We start from the raw sequence: 16,397 nt of genomic DNA on the forward strand, positions 1-16,397 counted from the left end.
ACGTATAAATTCTGTATTTTAGAAAATATCATTTAAGTCGATGGTATAAGCCTGTACAGCACGTGATGCTGAAGTATTTGCCGCAGGCTGGTTGCCTCGTATTTGATTAATTAAGGTGATTAATTTATCGGAATAACCTGGGTCTGTGGCGTAACCTGCTTGATGTAAACGACGTGCCGCAATTTCAGGCGTTGGTGCTTTTTTGACGTCTTTATAGCGTGGGTTATCCGTCAATAAACTGATGTAATCCGCAATGGCCTCTTCATATGAACCATAAACACGAAAATCATCGCGCATTTTGATCGTTTGGCCGTTAATCACTTCCGTCGTCATGATATTAGTGACAGGGCCCTGCCAACTTTTCCCTGCTTTAATACCAAATAAGTTATGGCTGGTTTTCCCATCCATTTTTAATATTTCCCTTTGCCCCCAACCGCTTTCCAGCGCTGCTTGTGCTAATACCAGCAAATGGGAAATACCACTGTCTTTACTGGCGGCTTTAGCAGGTTCAATCAAACGGCTAATAAAGTTGCTACTGTTAAGGGATAACGCTTTGATTTTTTTCAAAGGTGCAGAAAGCGCATCCCCCATCGGGGCAAAATGGCGCATCATCTGTTCCATATTAAATGGCGGTAAGGATTGCACCGTTTTTTCATCAAATGGCAATAAACTGTTGGAATTTGGGACGCTTGACGTGTGTTGATCACGCGTCAGTTGCTGGTACATCATCTCCCCAAAACCTAACCCTTTTTGGGAGAGGTCTTGGGCAATTTGCTGGTCATACATACTGGTCAACATACGGGTTTGGTCATTGGAAAATAGGCCATCCTGTGGGAGTGCGTCACGCATGCTTTTTAGCATCATTTGGACAAATGTTGCTTCCAATTGCTGCGTGACTTGGCGCAGCCCTTGCTCCGTGTTTTTATTCAATTCGCCCTTTAACTGACTTAGCGACTGTAAATCGAACGCCGCACCTTGCAATAGCTGCATATCGCCCATTAGATAATCTCCAGTTTCGCACGTAAACAGCCTGCACTTTCCATCGCTTGCAAAATCGACATTAAGTCGTTTGGTGTTGCCCCTAATGTATTCAGTGCTTGAATCACTTGGTTGAGCTGCACGCTGGCATTGACTTTTTGCAACGCGCCACCGCGGTCTTGTACGCCGACACTGGTGTTACGTGTTACCACAGTTTGTCCGCCCGCAAACGGTGTATCTGGCTGGCTAACTTGAGTTTGTCTTTCCACGGTGACAGCCAAACTGCCGTGAGCTACCGCGCAACTTTCCAGTGTTACACTGCGATTGATCACTACTGAGCCCGTCCGTGAATTTAAGATCACTTTGGCCTCTGCCATTGGCGTGCGAACATTCAGCTCTTGTACCCGAGCGAGGAACTGCACTTGGTCTCGGTTGTTTGCAGGCACTAATAATTGCACTGTACGAGAATCCAATGCGCTAGCCGTTCCCATCCCGCCCATACGATTGACCGCGTCTGCGATATCTTGCGCTAATGTGAAGCTGTCTTCGTTTAATTGCAGGTTAATAGCACCACTTTGCCCAAAACTGCTTGGCAGCTCGCGTTCAATAGTCGCCCCGCCAGTAATGCGCCCACCGTTAAGTTGGTTAACTTTGATGCTACTACCGCCACCACTTGCCCCTGCGCCACCCACGAGGATATTACCCTGTGCCATGGCATAAATTTGTCCATCCACGCCTTTTAATGGCGTCATTAAGAGTGTGCCACCACGTAAACTTTTCGCGTTCCCCATAGAAGACACCACGATATCCACCGATTGCCCTGTACGTGCAAAAGGCGGCAGTTTTGCCGTGACCATCACCGCTGCCACATTTTTAAGCTGCATATTCGTGCCAGGTGGCACCGTGATCCCCATCTGAGATAACATGTTATTTAAGCTTTGCGTGGTAAACGGCGTTTGCATGGTTTGGTCACCCGTGCCATCCAAACCCACCACTAAACCGTAGCCAATCAACGCGTTATCGCGCACCCCCTGAACGGTGGTTAAATCTTTAATACGCTCACTGTGCGCCGAAAAGGTAAAAAAGCAAAACAGTGATAGCAAAATTAATACGTTGTTTTTCATTGAATTCTCTCGGCCGTTACTCGCTAATGTTTAATTAATAAGGCGAAACATTTAAGAAAAAGCGTTGTAGCCAGCCCATATTTTGCGATTCGTTGATATAACCATCGCCAACATATTCGATGCGAGCGTCCGCCACTTGTGTGGAGCTCACATGGTTATCTGAGCCAATAGTTCGTGGGTTAACCACTCCCGAAAAACGAATAGATTCAGTGCCTTGGTTAATTGCGATGCGTTTTTCACCCACTACATGTAAATTGCCATTCGCCAGTAACTGGTCGACGGTCACCGTAATGGTTCCCTTAAAGGTGTTATTCGCATTTGCACCACCTTTACCGCTAAAGTCACTGTTTCCTTTGATATCCAGTTCGGTGTTGTTGCCACCGATCCACCCTTGCATAAAGCCAGGTAATATCGCGGCAAGGAACCCCGTTTTACCGCTGCGATTCGCATTGGCAGAGGAATTTTTGCTGGCGCTGACATTTTCTTGCAAATTAATGGTTAGAATATCGCCAACATTACGCGGTCGCCTATCTTCAAAAAGCGGCTGATAACCGTAATAAGCAGGCTGGGCACTTTGAAATATCGAACCGTTTGGGGAAGGTGCTGTAGGGGCAGAAGGAATAGCCGTCGTTTGTGTATCCACTAACGGACGAGATGGAATGTGAGCACAACCGCTGGTGGCTAAAACCAAAACGGCAAGTAACCATACCTGTTTAGGTGCAGTCAAACGCATCTGCAACGCTGTTTTTTGCTGTTGGGAAATAAGGCCGCTTTCAATCATTATGCTACTCTTTTGCTGCTGTGTACGTTGTTCATCCCAAAGAGATGTCTTTCATAGGGCTCACAGGAACCCCATGAGCGCCTATACAAAACCAATTACAGTTGCGTTAAACGCTGAAGCATTTGGTCTGATGCAGAAACCGCCTTACTGTTAATCTCGTAAGCACGCTGAGTTTGGATCATATTGACCAACTCTTCGGCGACATTCACGTTAGAGGTTTCTAGCATGTTTTGATAAAGCAGACCGGCACCGTTGGTTCCCGGCGCACTTTCATTCGGCGCACCTGAGCTCGCTGTTTCCATATAGAGGTTTTCCCCCATACTTTCCAACCCTGCATCGTTAATGAAGGTTGTCAGCGTAATTTGGCCGATTTGCTGAGGTTGACTATCGCCATAAACGGTGACAGATACCGTACCATCACGCCCAATCGTTAAACTGTTGGCATTATCTGGGATGGTGATCGCAGGAACGATTTGATAGCCGCTGGAGGTGACTAACTGGCCATCTTGGTTAGGCTGTAATGCCCCATCACGAGTATAAGCGTCTGTGCCGTCAGGCATTTGTACATGTAAAAAACCTTGGCCTTTAATGGCGATATCCGTTGTGGTGCCCGTTTTATTCAAGGCACCTTGACCATGAATACGCATAGTCGCAACGGGGCGTGCCCCTGTCCCCAGTTGTAGCCCTGATGGCAAAGAGGTTTGTTCAGAGCTCATCGCCCCTGGCTGGCGAATATTTTGGTACATTAAATCTTCAAAAACCGCGCGTTGGCGTTTAAAACCATTGGTGCTAACGTTCGCCAAGTTATTGGAAATCACGTCTAAGTTAGTTTGTTGAGCATCAAGCCCAGTTTTTGCAATCCATAATGAACGGATCATAATTATTCCTTACTGAATTTAGCTGACGGCAAGCAATTGGTTGGCGCGTTGGGCATTTTCATCCGCACTGCGAACCACCTTCATTTGCATTTCAAAATGCCTTGCATTGGCTATCATCGACACCATCGCTTCGGCGGCATTGACGTTACTTCCCTCAATCACACCAGACGTCACAACCGCACGGTCACTCAGTGGCAATACATTGCCATTCGCGGCTTGCCCCTGAGGGGATAAATGGAAAAGCCCATCTTCCCCGCGAATTAAGTCTTGCGGCTGCGCTTCAACCACTTTCAAACGGCCGATTTGCCCCAACATAGTTGGCGGATCCGTCGCCAGCAATGCGGTGATGGTGCCATCCATGCCAATAGTGATTTCTGCATTTTGCGGGACGTTAATTGGCCCGCCATCGCCTTGCAGACGGCGTTCACCAATCACTAACTCACCTTCGCCCGAAATTTGGATATTCCCATTTCGGGTATACGCTTCTGTGCCATCGGCTAATTCAACCGCCAAAAAATGCTTATCGTTTAACGCAACATCTGTTGGCTTACCTGTGTAGTTCAGCGGCCCTTGGCTCATATCCGCGCCAGGGGTTGAAGAAACCACCAAGGTTCTGGTTTGCGCGCTATCCCCATTCACGGGCACTGCGCGCATGGCAGAGAGCTGCGCTTTAAACCCTGCGGTAGACACATTAGCAATGTTGTTGGAAACCACCGCTTGGTTCTCAAGCGCATGACGCGCTCCCCCCATTGCGGTATAAATGACGTGATCCATGGCCACCCTCTAGGCTTATCGTAAGTTAACCAAAGTTTGTAACATTTGGTCTTGCGTCTTGATGGTTTGCGCGTTTGATTGGTAATTGCGCTGCATCACAATCATGCTGATAAGCTCTTGGCTCATATCCACGTTGGAAGATTCCAATGCACCGCTGGTTAATTTACCGAACTGCCCTACACCAGGTACGCCATCCATCGGGTTGCCCGATGCGTTTGAAGATGCCCATACGTTGCCACCTTGGGAAACGAGACCATTCGGGTTCGCAAACGCAGAAAGCGCCACTTGCCCAACCACGCGTTTTTGTTGGTTTGAGTAGTTCGCAACGATTAAGCCGTTATCTTCAATTTTGAAACTGGTGTATTCACCCGCGGGGAAACCATCAACATCAATGGCACTGACGGAGGACTCGCTCACTTTTTGTTGGCGGGTTTTCGATAAATCAACGTTTAAAACGCCGTCATCCGCACCGTTTAAGCCGTTATAGTTGAAAGGAAATGTCGCTTTATCCGCATCTTTTAGCTTGCCGTTACCATCAAACTCTAATTTGCCAAGTTCTTTTGCAGACTTATCACTTGCATCTTTTGCGTAAGCTGTCCATTCGTTGTCCGCATTTTTAACAAAGTACACGGAGATTTCATGGGTATTACCTTGGCTGTCATACGCCGTCATTGTGGTGCTGAAGTTATAGGTTGATGAATCATCAGGCTTATCAACATCAAAGGCTTTATCTTTGATTTTGTCTTCTGAGTTCAAGTTAATGGTTAACTTGGCAAGTTCAGATTTTTTCGCATCCATCATGTCCGTTGGGATGTTTAATCCTTCAGGCACACCACCGCTTTGAATGGTGACATTGCCTTTTTCATCGACACTGGCTGGGTAACCTGTCACCACCATGCCTTGGTTATTGACTAAATTACCGCTTTTATCACGCAAAAATTGGCCATCACGGCTGTAGTAAGTATCACCATTTTTATCTTGAACGCGAAAAAAGCCACTACCTGAAATCGCCACGTCAGTTGGTCTATCTGTACGTGTAATTGGGCCGTCTTTAAAGTTTTGCGTAACTGCAGCAACGTTAACACCAAGGCCAACACCCGAACCTGCGAACATATCCGCAAATGATGTCGTTGCACCTTTAAAGCCGTTAGTTGCGGAGTTGGCAATATTATTACCAATTGAATCGAGCCCCGCTGACGCTGCATTTAAGCCACTGACTGCTTGTGAAAAAGACATATTTTCTCCATGAGTATTGGGGGTAAAAATTAAGAAGAAGGGTAAACTTTGAAAATGCTACTAAGAGGCACACTTTGCCCGATGCCAACATCTAATAATGGCGCGTCAGATCCTGGTGTGACACCATTGACGCGGGTATAGCCCAGTTTCGTGACCTCAACTTCAGCCCCGTTTCTGATAGCTCTCACATCAAAGTAATATTTCCCTTTCGTATCGGTGACTAAATTGCCGTTGTTGTCCAAACCATCCCATGCCATGTCATAAATGTCGGGCTTAACTTCAGAGTCATAGGTGATGGTTCGCACAACCATTTTGTTTTTGTCGCGAATAGTGATTTCAACGCTATCGGCCAATTTCGGTAAAAAGAAACCAAATGGCGATGAAATAAATTCAGATTTTGGCTCTTCGCCGTCCTCTTCAGAGGTGTTTTGATTGCTCAACGCTGCGGTAGATGGGCTGTTTGGACTAATTCCTTCATCGGGTAACGGGTTCGATGGTTTCGTCACCGTGCTATTTTCGCCTGAACTCTCTTTTTTAAGCGGAGCTAAAACAATTTCATTACGCGGAATAAGTACGCCTTTGCCCACCAGAGCGGTAGCTTGTAGTGATTGCCCTGAGCCGATTTGTTGGGAAATACCACTCACGTTATCGCTGAGTTTATTCATACTTTCCAGCGTGGCAATTTGTGCCAATTGGCTGGTTAAATCGGTATTTTCCATCGGGTTCGTTGGGTCTTGGTTTTGCATTTGCGTCACAATCATTTTCAAAAAAGTGTCACGCATATCATCACTTTGACTTTTCTTAGGCACATTACTTGCCGCAGGTTCTGGCCCTGCGGTAGTGTTGTCCAAAGAATCGTACATCGTGGCTGCAATCCCCATGTCATACCTCCGTTACTGGCCAATAGTCAGTGTTTTTTGCAGCAAGGTTTTTGCTGTATTCATCACTTCTAAGTTGGCTTGGTAGCTACGAGAGGCCGAAATGGTGTTGATCATTTCCCCCACCATATCTACGTTAGGCATTTGCACATACCCTTTCTCATCCGCTAAAGGGTGACCAGGTTTGTATTCCATACGTGGTGGTGCTGGGTCTTCAATCAGTTCACTGACTTTTACGCCACCCACTTCGTGGCGGCCTTGTGGTGCCATCTGGAAAACCACTTGTTTAGCGCGATACGGCTGCCCATCAGGCCCCGCAATACTTTCTGCGTTAGCCATGTTGCTTGCACTGACGTTTAAGCGCTGAGACTGGGCAGTTAATGCAGAAGCTGAAATGTCAAAAATACTCAGTAAGGCCATAATGATTACCCTTGCTGTAAAACAGCCAACATGCTTTTAACGCGGCTATTAATAAATGTAAGATCAGCCTGATATTTCAGGGTGTTATCGGCGAATTGACTGCGTTCAATATCCATATCGACGGTATTACCATCCATTGAGGTTTGGTAAGGGACGCGGTATTTCAAATCCATATTTGGTGCCTTAATACCTCGGCCTTCAATATGACCTTTGGCTGTCACCGCCAGTGCCACCCCCTTGCCATTCACAGCGCCTTTATCCATCGCTTGTTGGAGTTGACGATTAAAATCAATATCCCGCGCCTGATAACCCGGTGTGTCCGCATTAGCAATATTGGAAGCCAAAACAGTTTGCCTAGCTTCACGTATTGACAACGCCTGCTGCTGGAAGGCAAACGTGGCATTTAACTTATCAATCATGATGATCCTTAATGGATGTATAGCGATGTTGACTACGAACGCTCGTTATATTCGCCCCCTCAATTAGGCAAAACCCATCAAGAGAGTACGAAAGTTAAAATTCGACGTGCATATCTTAGCGGTCTACGAAAAAATCTAATGGCGGGATAAAGGCAAAATAATTGACCTATTTGGCTCATTCATTATGAAAGAGGTGGGTAAACTGCAAGCGTGAAAAAGTGTGTTGATAAAGGAGCGAGTAACCCGATGGCTAATCTTAAGAAATTGACCTATTGCATAATAATCAGTGGATTAAGCTTAACTCCAACGCTATCTCAAGCCTCTCTTCCACAAGATATCAATCACTATTTTCGTCAAGTGCATGGCAAAAACAACCACGTTTCCATTGAGATAAAAACACCGATTGAAAAATGGCCAAACTGTGATAAACCGCAGATCAGCCCGCCTATTGGTGGACGCAACATGGGAAATGTGTCGATACCTGTGCTATGTGGGAAGAAAAAACAGTTTTTGCAGCTCACAGTTAATGTGACGGGACAATATTATGTTGCAACTCGTAATTTAAGCCGCGGTGAAACGATTGAATTTGTTGATATCGGAACCAAAAAAGGCCTGCTACACAAATTACCAACTGGAGCCAGTACGGACAAAATGGCGCTGCGGGGCGCAATTGTGCTACGCACAATTACTGCAGGACAAACATTCACCAAATCAATGGTTAGGCAACCTTGGGCGATTAAAGCTGGGCAAACCGTATTTGTATTTGCCAATGGGGATAATTTTTCAGTGAAATATGAGGGACGCGCTATTAATAATGCCACCGCTGGGCAAAATATTCGTGTAAGATTGCTCAATGGTCAAGTGGTCAATGGGTTAGCACAAGAGAATGGCAGTGTTAATATTGCGTTAAAATAAATGCCATCCAGACTGAAGTCCTTTGAAATATGACGAATCTATCTTTGACATAAAATTGCTCAAAATGAATGTTTACCTTAAGGTAAAATGAACGTTTATTCTAAATAGTTCAAGTCGCATCAAGGCAACAAGTGAATGAGTCGCTAGGAGCTTACATAAGTAAGTGACTAGTGCGAATGAGCGCAGTTAACACAGAGGCGACTTGAAATATGACGAATAAAAGCAACATTTTGTAACACTATACAGACTAAAGATCCCCAAAAATACGCCGATAACTGACATATGATAAAAATCGGGAATAGGAAAATACATTATGGCTATTGAGCAAACCCCTGCAATTTCTGCGCTGACTCAAGTAACAAACCGTGATCCGCAAGATGCGGCGGCCCCGATGCGCGATAAAAAAGTTGCTGCTGATGTCACTGTCAAAGAAAGTACTTTTGCACCTAGCGAATTACAAAAAAAATTATTGCAACCGCAAGCCTCTGATATCAACCTCGCAAAAGTTGAAAGAATTAAACAAGCTATTAAAGATGGCACCCTAACGATGGATGCGGAAAAAATTGCAGATGGTATTTTACGCGATGCCCACGAATGCATGTTATCAATGAAATAAATAACCGTTATGACTGATGAATTACTGATATTGCTAGAGCAGCAACTTTCCCATTTACAATCACTGCAAATCGTGATGAAGAATGAAGAAATCTTATTAGGTTATCACCGTGTGCCGCCATCACCCTTCCAAGAAACGACTGAGCAAAAACGCTTTCTTGTCGCGGCTATCGGCCACGGTGAAACCCATCGCTTACAGCTTGAGGCACAGGCTGAAATCACCGCTCCCTACGAAAGTGATGCGGCCTTGGCTGGTCTATGGGAAGCGATTAAAGTGTTAACGACTGATCTTAAAGAGCTAAATTATCGTAACCATCAAATGCTGCAATTACACATTGAGCTCAATACCCAGCGCCTGAACTTTGTCAAAAAACACAATAACCAATCTACCTATGGTGCTGATGGCTTAGAATCAAAACGCCCTGTTTTAGGTAAGAAAATTTCGATTTAGCTTGCAGAGCAGTTTATTTAAAATGCATTAATTAAATAATAAACATTCTCTCATCTATCATTGTGAGAAGCCTCAATGCCGCGCCATTAGGCTTAATCTCCCCTCTTTCCCACTTAGACTCTCTTTCGTCATGTTTAAGATAAGTGCAAGGGAAGATTGTGAGATATTATTTTGCTCACGAATGCGCTTAATATCTTCCCCTGTCATTGGTGTAAGATGGGCAAATTGCAGTAACTCATTAATTTTATTATTCATAATTAACCTCCACTAACAAGTTAGCTTTTAGCATTTTCATTATTTTTTCATCATCTAATTACAAAAGTACCTTCGCGATATCTTTATAAGATTCAAGTGTATCGTCCTCAATTTCTTTGGTTCCTTTTGCATTTAAACGAGATTTCAGCCAAGCATATACCAAAATAAGTGCCGCTCCTGCTTATAAAAATAAGCGTTCTGACGCCTCCGCTTTTTCCTTTTCCTTGTAGTGGTAAACGCTTTTTAATAACGCCATTACCAAGATGGGCTTCATATTGGCCTGCAAACACATCCATTACCGCATTAATCAATTCAAAATCACTAATATTTATCTTTTTTGATACTATGATTAAACATCTTCGTTTTATAGATAGCTATCCATAGCCCCCATAATTTAACTATAGTAAAAATTACTACAGCTCAGTTAAAATAAAAGTAAATCCGAATTCAGGTTAGATTCCCGTATGGGGTATACAAAAAAAGAGCGGCTTGATAAGAATCTCCCCGCTCCTTTTATCTCAATAATATTCGCCATTCATCTTGGCGAATACACGCTCTTATCAACTGCCGCTGATCATTGACGTCATTCTAATTTTACGGTGATCTGTCATTTCTAAATTCGACATCACCACCAATTGTGGCAAGCTGCGGCGCAAAAAGCGCGAAAGAATTACCCGCAACGCATGGTTCACTAACAAGACATTAGGCGCACCCATCGCCTCTTGGTGAGAAACCGCTTGCTCCGCTTGCGTTTGGATAAACTGCGCAAGGTTTGGCTCTAATCCACCGCCATTTTTCGCCGCTTGCAGAAGAATTTGTTCCAGTCCGGCATCTAACCCAATCACTTGAATTTCTTCCGCATTACCAAACCATTGCTGAGTAATCGCACGGCCTAGTGCAATACGAACTTGTGATGTGAGGTAATCAGTGTCTTTTTGCTCACCATTTTCCCCTGCCATTTCCGCTAACGTTTCAATGATGGTGCGCATATCGCGGATCACCACATCTTCCATTAATAAATTTTGCAAAACACGATGCAAAATCGTTAACGAAATCGTGTCTGGGATCAGGTCATCTGCCAGTTTCGGCATCTCTTTTTTCACTCGGTCATACAGCATTTGTGCTTCTTGGCGACCAAATAATGTGCTCGAGTTTTGCAGTAAAATTTGGTTGAAGTGTGTTGCAACCGCCGTACTCGCTGAAACCACGGTATAACCTTGAATTTGCGCTTCTTCGCGTAAGTCGTCATCAATCCAAACTGCAGGTAAACCAAAAGCGGGCTCTCTTGTTGCATCCCCTTGTAACGTCCCCGCGGCATTACCAGGATCAATGGCTAAACTACGCCCTGGTTGCGCTTCGCCGCGTCCTACCTCTGCACCTTTAATTAAAATACGGTACTCACAAGGGGAAAGCGCTAAATTGTCACAAATGTGGACAACTGGCGGTAAGTAACCGACTTCTTGAGCGAATTTTTTACGCAATCCTCGCAGACGGCCTAATAATTCACCTTGCTGGTCGTTATCCACAAGTGGGATCAAACGGTAGCCCACCTCCATTGCCAATAAGTCTTCTAATTGCACATCATCCCACGTGGCTTCTACCACCTTGTTGGCTTCTTGGAAATGTTGTGCTTGGTTATTATCGCCCTTTGCACTTTCTGGTTGTTGTGATTTACGTACTAAATACCAACCTAATCCCGCAAGTGCTGCTGTAAATAATAAGAAGACAAAGTTTGGCATCCCGGGGATCAGGCCTATCAAACCCAAAACACCTGCACTCAACCACATAACACGCGGGTTATTAAACAGTTGGTTGACCATCTGCTCACCGACGTCTTCATCCGTCGCAACACGAGTTACGATAACCCCTGCCGCTGTGGAGATAATCAACGCAGGAATTTGGGCAACAAGACCATCACCGATTGTCAGCAAGGTGTAGGCGCTCGTGGCCTCCCCTAGCGACATATTGTGTTGACCTACACCAACGATTAACCCGCCGACCACGTTGATCACCATAATCATGATCCCCGCGATAGCATCGCCACGTACGAATTTACTGGCACCGTCCATCGAACCGTAAAAATCCGCTTCTTGCGTCACTTCTGCACGACGTTTTTTGGCTTCATCATCATTGATGATCCCTGCATTGAGGTCAGCATCGATAGCCATTTGCTTACCAGGCATTCCGTCTAACACAAAGCGAGCACCCACTTCGGCGATACGCCCCGCTCCTTTGGTGATAACCATAAAGTTAATCAAAACCAGAATGATAAATACCACAATACCAATGGCAAAGTTGCCGCCCACTAAAAAGTGGCCGAATGCCTCAACGACTCGACCTGCAGCGTCAGGCCCTGTATGCCCATCCAACAAAATAATTCGTGTTGATGCGATATTCAACGATAGGCGTAATAGCGTGGCGAATAGTAAGATAGTTGGAAATGCAGCAAAATCAAGGGTTCGTTTAGTGAACATCGCCACCAATAACACCATGATGGAAAGCGCAATATTAAAGGTAAACAGTAAATCCAATAAAAATGCGGGTAATGGCAATACCATCATCGACAAAATCAATAAGATTAGAACTGGACCCGCGAGTATTTGCCACTGCGTTCCTTGTAAGTTTTTCGGCAATTTTAAAAGTGCAGCCAAATTAGCCATCGCGATTGTTATCTCCAGCAAAGTCCAGCGTCGGTGGCACTGGTAAATTTTTCGGTTTTTTCGGTCTGAGCCCACCTTCACGACGCCAGCGGCGCAGTTGGTAAACCCATGCTAAAACTTCTGCAACCGCCGCATATAACGCGACAGGGATGCTTTGCCCTATCTCTGCATGACGATATAACGCCCTTGCAAGCGGCGGTGCTTCTAATTGTAATATTCGGTGTTCTTCACCAATTTCCTTAATGCGCTGCGCTATCACCCCTGCGCCTTTCGCCAACACTTTTGGTGCCCCCATACGTTTATCATCATATTTCAGCGCCACTGCATAGTGCGTGGGGTTAGTCACTATCACATCGGCAAGTGGCACATCCGCCATCATGCGATTTCGCGCTATCGCCCGCTGTTGTTGACGAATTTTCGCTTTAATATGTGGGTCACCCTCTTGCTGCTTAAACTCATCTTTAATTTCTTGGCGGCTCATACGCAATTTCTTCAAATGAGAGCGAAATTGATAAAACACGTCAAATGCCACCATTGGGATCAGCAAAAACACAATCAAATACCCCGCAAAAATCACTTTTTGCAGGGCATTACTCAGTGCGGTAACAGGTGACTCCATCACTAAATGCAGCAATGAAGGCCAGCTTTGCCATAAAAAAATAAATGCCCCCAACCCAACAAACAATGATTTCAAAATTGCCTTGAACAATTCTGATAACGCATTCATTGAAAAAATACGTTTTAGCCCTTTAATTGGGTTGAGCTTTTTTAAATCGAACTTAATCAATTTACTGTTAAACACTAACCCGCCCACTAAAGACGACGCGGAAATCCCGACGAGCGCTAAACCGCCAATAACAGGCAATAATGCAAATAATGCCTCACTGACCACACGCCCTAAATAGCTGATCATTAAGCCTGTATTTTGCAAATAATGGCCATCAAAAATAAAGCCTTGTCGGGCAATTTGGCGAAGTTGTGCCGCAAGGTGCCCCCCGCTTAACCAGAGCAAACTGATACCCGCCAACATCATCATTAGCGAGCTAAGTTCCTTTGAACGAACGATTTGCCCATCATCTTTGGCTTTTTGCTTTTTATGGGGGGTGGGCTCTTCTGTTTTTTCTACATCACTCTCGTCGGACACCGTGGTTCCAAAATTTAGCGAAAATACGAGTTATCGCTATAGCATGACAGAGTGTAAAAAAATCAATGGTGGAAAATAGACGCAGTTCGAGGGGGTTATTTGCCTATTGAGCAATAAGACAGCAACTTTGCGAAGCGCTTGGCAAATAAAAAACGGGCAATTATATTTTTCTCGCGCTGCTCAAAAATGGCGATAAAATATCCATATTCACACGAAACCGTGACAGCTTACACGGGTGAATACACATGTATAAGGAATTTATCATGAGCAGTCTGGTAACACATAGGGTTAAAAAAACGGTGAGTGTAACCGTTACACCCGAGCTATATGAGCAAGCCAAATAAGCGAAATTAAATTTATCAGCCATCTTATGTAAGGCATTAGCCGAAGAATTAAAAAAGTGGAAACCATAAAGTGGAAAGAAAAAAACATCGCGGGTTTCAATGAACTCAATAGGATCAGCAAAGAGCATGGACTATTCTCAGACAAATACAGGGAATTTTAATGCAATACCATCTCTATCAAAATAGAGGCGATGCTATCCATGCTCCCTACTTATTTGATATTCAAAGTGATATTATTGATATCCTGAATACTCGATTGGTCATCCCTTTATATGATAGCGATTTATTACATCAGCCCGTGCCTGATAAACTAACCCCATGCCTTTCGGTTCTTGACCATGACTATATTTTAATGACTCACTTAATGGCCGCTGTACCAAAATTATAATTTTTCAAATAAATCAATACGTTAAACAATGAAAGAGAACGTATCAAAAAAGCCATTGCCCTACTCATTGATGGGTTTTAATTAATAAGGTTCTTATGGATACTTGCCACCTAGTCGCCCCCGATATCACACTTGAAGATGCGCCAAAAGAAGCGGCTCGCATGCTAAATTGGCTACAAACACAAGGGATCATCGACCCTAGCTTCCAAGCGATTGAATATGATAAGGTAATTTATCGCCCAATGCCTGCTTATAAAGAACCTATTTTATATGTTATTGATGGCAGTATTGTTCCCACCCAACTACCTGAAAACCAATTAAAAAATACCCTATCCATTGTCACAGAACGCACTGTTTTTCATGCAGGCGGCAATGGGATTGGCATTTACTGCCCACAATGCGGCAATGAACAAACAGAACACAGTCATGCATGGGGTGATGCCGTTTCTGATTGGTATGAAGGAAAAAACGAAAGCTTATCCTGCTTTCAATGCAATTTTCATTCACCGCTTTTCGGTTGGCAATTTAACCCTCAATGGGCCTTTGGCAACCTAGGTTTTAGCTTTCATAATTGGGATATTAGCGATGATTTTATTGCCCAATTTGAACATGTACTCGGCAGTAAAATTATTGCCGTCTACCAACATGACTAGCACAATATTATTTAGTCGTTGGGTTTAACGTAATTTGCATGCCAACAGCTTGCGCATATTTGAGTAACGTACCGAGTTTAGGGTCAAACTGCCCTTTTTCTAAACGGGAAATATTTTGCTTTTGTGTTTGCATTTTTTCAGCAATTTCAACTTGCGTAAAATTATTAGCAAGGCGAGCCATACGCAACTGGCTAATTAACGCTTTGCGCATTTCTAATTCAAGGCAAGCGGTTTCTTGGTCAAGTTCTTCTCGCCTTTCTCCTTTTTCATCATTTATCAAAGTAGAAATCAAATCATTATTTATCATCTGAATACACTCGATCACAGTAAGCTAACTAATTGAAATGGATAATATGAAGCTACGTTAATCGTTATCAACTAATGTAGCTCCATAAAAAGCGGTTAGGTTATCGTAATAACCTAAAAACCAAGTTCATCAAGCAGGTCATCAACTTGCGACTGTGATGCCATCACATTAACGCCTTCTTTATTGATTTGCGGGCCATTGAGTAAACTTTCGTTTTGTGTTTTCGCACGCATTTCAGGGGGCGTATTTTCCATTAACAATGCCAGCAGTTGTTTTTCCGCTTCTTCAACCACTTCCATCATTTTTTTAATGACTTGCCCTGTTAAGTCCTGAAAATCTTGCGCCATCATGATTTCCAGTAATTCAGCCTTAGTGGTTTCGCTGTCTTGGATCACTTGCCCTAAAAAAGCTTCTGTTGACTCACGCAATTGTGTAGGAACCACACCAGTCGCTGTTTCTTGCCATTGCTGTTGCAACGTCTGCGCATTTTTATTCATATCCACTTGCAGTGGTTTGATGACATCAATGCCATTTAAGGTTTTTTCTGCCGCTTGCGCCGTCATTTGCGCGATATAACGCAGTCTGTCTTTCCCATCTGGAATGCTTGCAACAGCCTGTTGGACACTTTTTTCTAACCCCAATTCGCGCATACTTTCACGCAAGGTTCTCATCAGCGTACCAATGCGTGTAATGACTTGTTTTAAATCATCATTACCATTGCGAATACCTTCCATACCCACTTGCTCAGTCATGAAAATCTCCTTTGGCACTCACTATTATTGCAGTCCCATTTTTTCAAATACTTTGTTCAGTTTTTCTTCTAAGATAGCGGCAGTGAACGGTTTAACCACATAACCACTTGCCCCTGCTTGTGCAGCAGCAATGATGTTTTCTTTTTTTGCTTCCGCCGTTACCATCAAAACTGGGATATGCTTAAGTGCATCATCGCCACGAATTGTTTTAAGCAGTTCTAAGCCATCCATATTTGGCATATTCCAGTCTGCAACAACAAAGTCGATGTTACCCGCACGGATTTTTTCTAATGCATCAACACCGTCTTCTGCTTCTTCTATTTTGCTAAACCCGAGCTCTTTTAATAAGTTACGGACGATACGACGCATGGTAGAAAAATCATCAACAACCAGAAAACTAAGATCTTTAGCGGCCATAACCACTC

Annotated in this window: 22 protein-coding genes; 6 read left to right on the forward strand and 16 right to left on the reverse strand. The window is 44.1% G+C overall.

Going from position 1 to position 16,397, the window contains the following annotated elements; genetic code table 11:
• Nucleotides 1–18 precede the first annotated feature (18 nt).
• The 9 genes from flgJ to flgB form a co-directional block, all read right to left on the reverse strand.
• Complete coding sequence (gene flgJ / locus PR808_RS03165; RefSeq protein ID WP_272538685.1) at nucleotides 19–999, reverse strand: flagellar assembly peptidoglycan hydrolase FlgJ; 981 nt, start codon at nucleotides 997–999, stop codon at nucleotides 19–21.
• A complete protein-coding gene (locus PR808_RS03170) occupies nucleotides 999–2,102 on the reverse strand; it encodes a flagellar basal body P-ring protein FlgI (RefSeq protein WP_206083852.1) in 1,104 nt (367 codons plus the stop codon). Before PR808_RS03170 ends, flgJ begins: the two co-directional genes overlap by 1 nt.
• A gap of 34 nt (nucleotides 2,103–2,136) precedes the next feature.
• Nucleotides 2,137–2,835: a flagellar basal body L-ring protein FlgH gene (locus PR808_RS03175; RefSeq protein ID WP_241016843.1), complete on the reverse strand. Its 699-nt coding sequence runs from the start codon at nucleotides 2,833–2,835 to the stop codon at nucleotides 2,137–2,139.
• Nucleotides 2,836–2,978: 143 nt separating this feature from the next.
• Nucleotides 2,979–3,761 (reverse strand): flagellar basal-body rod protein FlgG, encoded by a 783-nt coding sequence (gene flgG, locus PR808_RS03180; RefSeq protein WP_206083850.1) that lies wholly within the window; start codon nucleotides 3,759–3,761, stop codon nucleotides 2,979–2,981.
• An 18-nt stretch (nucleotides 3,762–3,779) separates the two neighbouring features.
• Complete coding sequence (locus PR808_RS03185; protein ID WP_206083849.1) at nucleotides 3,780–4,535, reverse strand: flagellar basal body rod protein FlgF; 756 nt, start codon at nucleotides 4,533–4,535, stop codon at nucleotides 3,780–3,782.
• A 15-nt stretch (nucleotides 4,536–4,550) separates the two neighbouring features.
• A complete protein-coding gene (flgE, locus tag PR808_RS03190) occupies nucleotides 4,551–5,771 on the reverse strand; it encodes a flagellar hook protein FlgE (RefSeq protein WP_206083848.1) in 1,221 nt (406 codons plus the stop codon).
• 29 nt (nucleotides 5,772–5,800) lie between these two features.
• Nucleotides 5,801–6,652: a flagellar hook assembly protein FlgD gene (locus PR808_RS03195; RefSeq protein WP_206083847.1), complete on the reverse strand. Its 852-nt coding sequence runs from the start codon at nucleotides 6,650–6,652 to the stop codon at nucleotides 5,801–5,803.
• Nucleotides 6,653–6,664: 12 nt separating this feature from the next.
• Nucleotides 6,665–7,069, reverse strand: a complete 405-nt coding sequence (gene flgC / locus PR808_RS03200; protein WP_047755990.1) for a flagellar basal body rod protein FlgC — start codon at nucleotides 7,067–7,069, stop codon at nucleotides 6,665–6,667.
• A gap of 5 nt (nucleotides 7,070–7,074) precedes the next feature.
• Nucleotides 7,075–7,488 (reverse strand): flagellar basal body rod protein FlgB, encoded by a 414-nt coding sequence (flgB, locus tag PR808_RS03205; protein WP_206083846.1) that lies wholly within the window; start codon nucleotides 7,486–7,488, stop codon nucleotides 7,075–7,077.
• 246 nt (nucleotides 7,489–7,734) lie between these two features.
• On the opposite strand from flgB, the gene flgA reads away from it, so the two are divergent.
• The 3 genes from flgA (at nucleotide 7,735) to PR808_RS03220 (ending at nucleotide 9,469) form a co-directional block, all read left to right on the forward strand.
• A complete protein-coding gene (flgA, locus tag PR808_RS03210; RefSeq protein WP_272538686.1) occupies nucleotides 7,735–8,403 on the forward strand; it encodes a flagellar basal body P-ring formation chaperone FlgA in 669 nt (222 codons plus the stop codon).
• Nucleotides 8,404–8,716: 313 nt separating this feature from the next.
• On the forward strand, nucleotides 8,717–9,019 hold the full coding sequence (gene flgM / locus PR808_RS03215; protein WP_206083844.1) for a flagellar biosynthesis anti-sigma factor FlgM: 303 nt from the start codon (nucleotides 8,717–8,719) through the stop codon (nucleotides 9,017–9,019).
• A gap of 9 nt (nucleotides 9,020–9,028) precedes the next feature.
• On the forward strand, nucleotides 9,029–9,469 hold the full coding sequence (locus tag PR808_RS03220; protein WP_206083843.1) for a flagella synthesis protein FlgN: 441 nt from the start codon (nucleotides 9,029–9,031) through the stop codon (nucleotides 9,467–9,469).
• Nucleotides 9,470–9,541: 72 nt separating this feature from the next.
• Here the strand turns inward: PR808_RS03220 and PR808_RS03225 are convergent, their stop codons facing one another.
• From PR808_RS03225 to flhB, 4 genes are all read right to left on the reverse strand, one after another.
• Nucleotides 9,542–9,724, reverse strand: a complete 183-nt coding sequence (locus PR808_RS03225) for a hypothetical protein (RefSeq protein ID WP_272538687.1) — start codon at nucleotides 9,722–9,724, stop codon at nucleotides 9,542–9,544.
• Between the two features lie 107 nt (nucleotides 9,725–9,831).
• The gene (locus PR808_RS03230) at nucleotides 9,832–10,035 is read right to left on the reverse strand and encodes a type II toxin-antitoxin system RelE/ParE family toxin (protein ID WP_442960046.1); all 204 of its coding nucleotides are present in this window, start codon (nucleotides 10,033–10,035) and stop codon (nucleotides 9,832–9,834) included.
• A gap of 249 nt (nucleotides 10,036–10,284) precedes the next feature.
• The gene (gene flhA, locus PR808_RS03235) at nucleotides 10,285–12,384 is read right to left on the reverse strand and encodes a flagellar biosynthesis protein FlhA (RefSeq protein ID WP_206083842.1); all 2,100 of its coding nucleotides are present in this window, start codon (nucleotides 12,382–12,384) and stop codon (nucleotides 10,285–10,287) included.
• On the reverse strand, nucleotides 12,377–13,528 hold the full coding sequence (flhB, locus tag PR808_RS03240; RefSeq protein WP_206083841.1) for a flagellar biosynthesis protein FlhB: 1,152 nt from the start codon (nucleotides 13,526–13,528) through the stop codon (nucleotides 12,377–12,379). Before flhB ends, flhA begins: the two co-directional genes overlap by 8 nt.
• A gap of 400 nt (nucleotides 13,529–13,928) precedes the next feature.
• Here flhB and PR808_RS20670 point away from each other — a divergent pair, with 400 nt between their 5' ends.
• From PR808_RS20670 to PR808_RS03255, 3 genes are all read left to right on the forward strand, one after another.
• Nucleotides 13,929–14,033 (forward strand): type II toxin-antitoxin system CcdA family antitoxin, encoded by a 105-nt coding sequence (locus PR808_RS20670; RefSeq protein ID WP_404460600.1) that lies wholly within the window; start codon nucleotides 13,929–13,931, stop codon nucleotides 14,031–14,033.
• Entirely contained in the window at nucleotides 14,033–14,260 is a 228-nt protein-coding gene (locus PR808_RS03250; RefSeq protein WP_272538689.1) for a CcdB family protein, read from the forward strand. Before PR808_RS20670 ends, PR808_RS03250 begins: the two co-directional genes overlap by 1 nt.
• A gap of 95 nt (nucleotides 14,261–14,355) precedes the next feature.
• On the forward strand, nucleotides 14,356–14,913 hold the full coding sequence (locus PR808_RS03255; RefSeq protein WP_206083839.1) for a hypothetical protein: 558 nt from the start codon (nucleotides 14,356–14,358) through the stop codon (nucleotides 14,911–14,913).
• Nucleotides 14,914–14,920: 7 nt separating this feature from the next.
• Here the strand turns inward: PR808_RS03255 and PR808_RS03260 are convergent, their stop codons facing one another.
• The 3 genes from PR808_RS03260 to cheY all read right to left on the reverse strand — a co-directional run bounded on the left by PR808_RS03260 (nucleotide 14,921) and on the right by cheY (nucleotide 16,389).
• Entirely contained in the window at nucleotides 14,921–15,220 is a 300-nt protein-coding gene (locus tag PR808_RS03260; RefSeq protein WP_206083838.1) for a helix-turn-helix transcriptional regulator, read from the reverse strand.
• Between the two features lie 113 nt (nucleotides 15,221–15,333).
• Nucleotides 15,334–15,972 (reverse strand): protein phosphatase CheZ, encoded by a 639-nt coding sequence (locus PR808_RS03265; protein WP_047756177.1) that lies wholly within the window; start codon nucleotides 15,970–15,972, stop codon nucleotides 15,334–15,336.
• Nucleotides 15,973–15,996: 24 nt separating this feature from the next.
• Entirely contained in the window at nucleotides 15,997–16,389 is a 393-nt protein-coding gene (cheY, locus tag PR808_RS03270; RefSeq protein ID WP_206083837.1) for a chemotaxis response regulator CheY, read from the reverse strand.
• Nucleotides 16,390–16,397 lie beyond the last annotated feature (8 nt).

The organism is Providencia sp. PROV197, assembly GCF_028479625.1.
Taxonomy (GTDB): domain Bacteria; phylum Pseudomonadota; class Gammaproteobacteria; order Enterobacterales; family Enterobacteriaceae; genus Providencia; species Providencia vermicola.

Coding starts and splice junctions, on each gene's coding strand:
- flgJ (WP_272538685.1), bottom strand. CDS start 999: ATGGGCGATATGCAGCTATTGCAAGGTGCGGCGTTCGATTTACAGTCG.
- PR808_RS03170 (WP_206083852.1), bottom strand. CDS start 2,102: ATGAAAAACAACGTATTAATTTTGCTATCACTGTTTTGCTTTTTTACC.
- PR808_RS03175 (WP_241016843.1), bottom strand. CDS start 2,835: ATGCGTTTGACTGCACCTAAACAGGTATGGTTACTTGCCGTTTTGGTT.
- flgG (WP_206083850.1), bottom strand. CDS start 3,761: ATGATCCGTTCATTATGGATTGCAAAAACTGGGCTTGATGCTCAACAA.
- PR808_RS03185 (WP_206083849.1), bottom strand. CDS start 4,535: ATGGATCACGTCATTTATACCGCAATGGGGGGAGCGCGTCATGCGCTT.
- flgE (WP_206083848.1), bottom strand. CDS start 5,771: ATGTCTTTTTCACAAGCAGTCAGTGGCTTAAATGCAGCGTCAGCGGGG.
- PR808_RS03195 (WP_206083847.1), bottom strand. CDS start 6,652: ATGGGGATTGCAGCCACGATGTACGATTCTTTGGACAACACTACCGCA.
- flgC (WP_047755990.1), bottom strand. CDS start 7,069: ATGGCCTTACTGAGTATTTTTGACATTTCAGCTTCTGCATTAACTGCC.
- flgB (WP_206083846.1), bottom strand. CDS start 7,488: ATGATTGATAAGTTAAATGCCACGTTTGCCTTCCAGCAGCAGGCGTTG.
- flgA (WP_272538686.1), top strand. CDS start 7,735: ATGGCTAATCTTAAGAAATTGACCTATTGCATAATAATCAGTGGATTA.
- flgM (WP_206083844.1), top strand. CDS start 8,717: ATGGCTATTGAGCAAACCCCTGCAATTTCTGCGCTGACTCAAGTAACA.
- PR808_RS03220 (WP_206083843.1), top strand. CDS start 9,029: ATGACTGATGAATTACTGATATTGCTAGAGCAGCAACTTTCCCATTTA.
- PR808_RS03225 (WP_272538687.1), bottom strand. CDS start 9,724: ATGAATAATAAAATTAATGAGTTACTGCAATTTGCCCATCTTACACCA.
- flhA (WP_206083842.1), bottom strand. CDS start 12,384: ATGGCTAATTTGGCTGCACTTTTAAAATTGCCGAAAAACTTACAAGGA.
- PR808_RS03250 (WP_272538689.1), top strand. CDS start 14,033: ATGCAATACCATCTCTATCAAAATAGAGGCGATGCTATCCATGCTCCC.
- PR808_RS03255 (WP_206083839.1), top strand. CDS start 14,356: ATGGATACTTGCCACCTAGTCGCCCCCGATATCACACTTGAAGATGCG.
- PR808_RS03260 (WP_206083838.1), bottom strand. CDS start 15,220: ATGATAAATAATGATTTGATTTCTACTTTGATAAATGATGAAAAAGGA.
- PR808_RS03265 (WP_047756177.1), bottom strand. CDS start 15,972: ATGACTGAGCAAGTGGGTATGGAAGGTATTCGCAATGGTAATGATGAT.
- cheY (WP_206083837.1), bottom strand. CDS start 16,389: ATGGCCGCTAAAGATCTTAGTTTTCTGGTTGTTGATGATTTTTCTACC.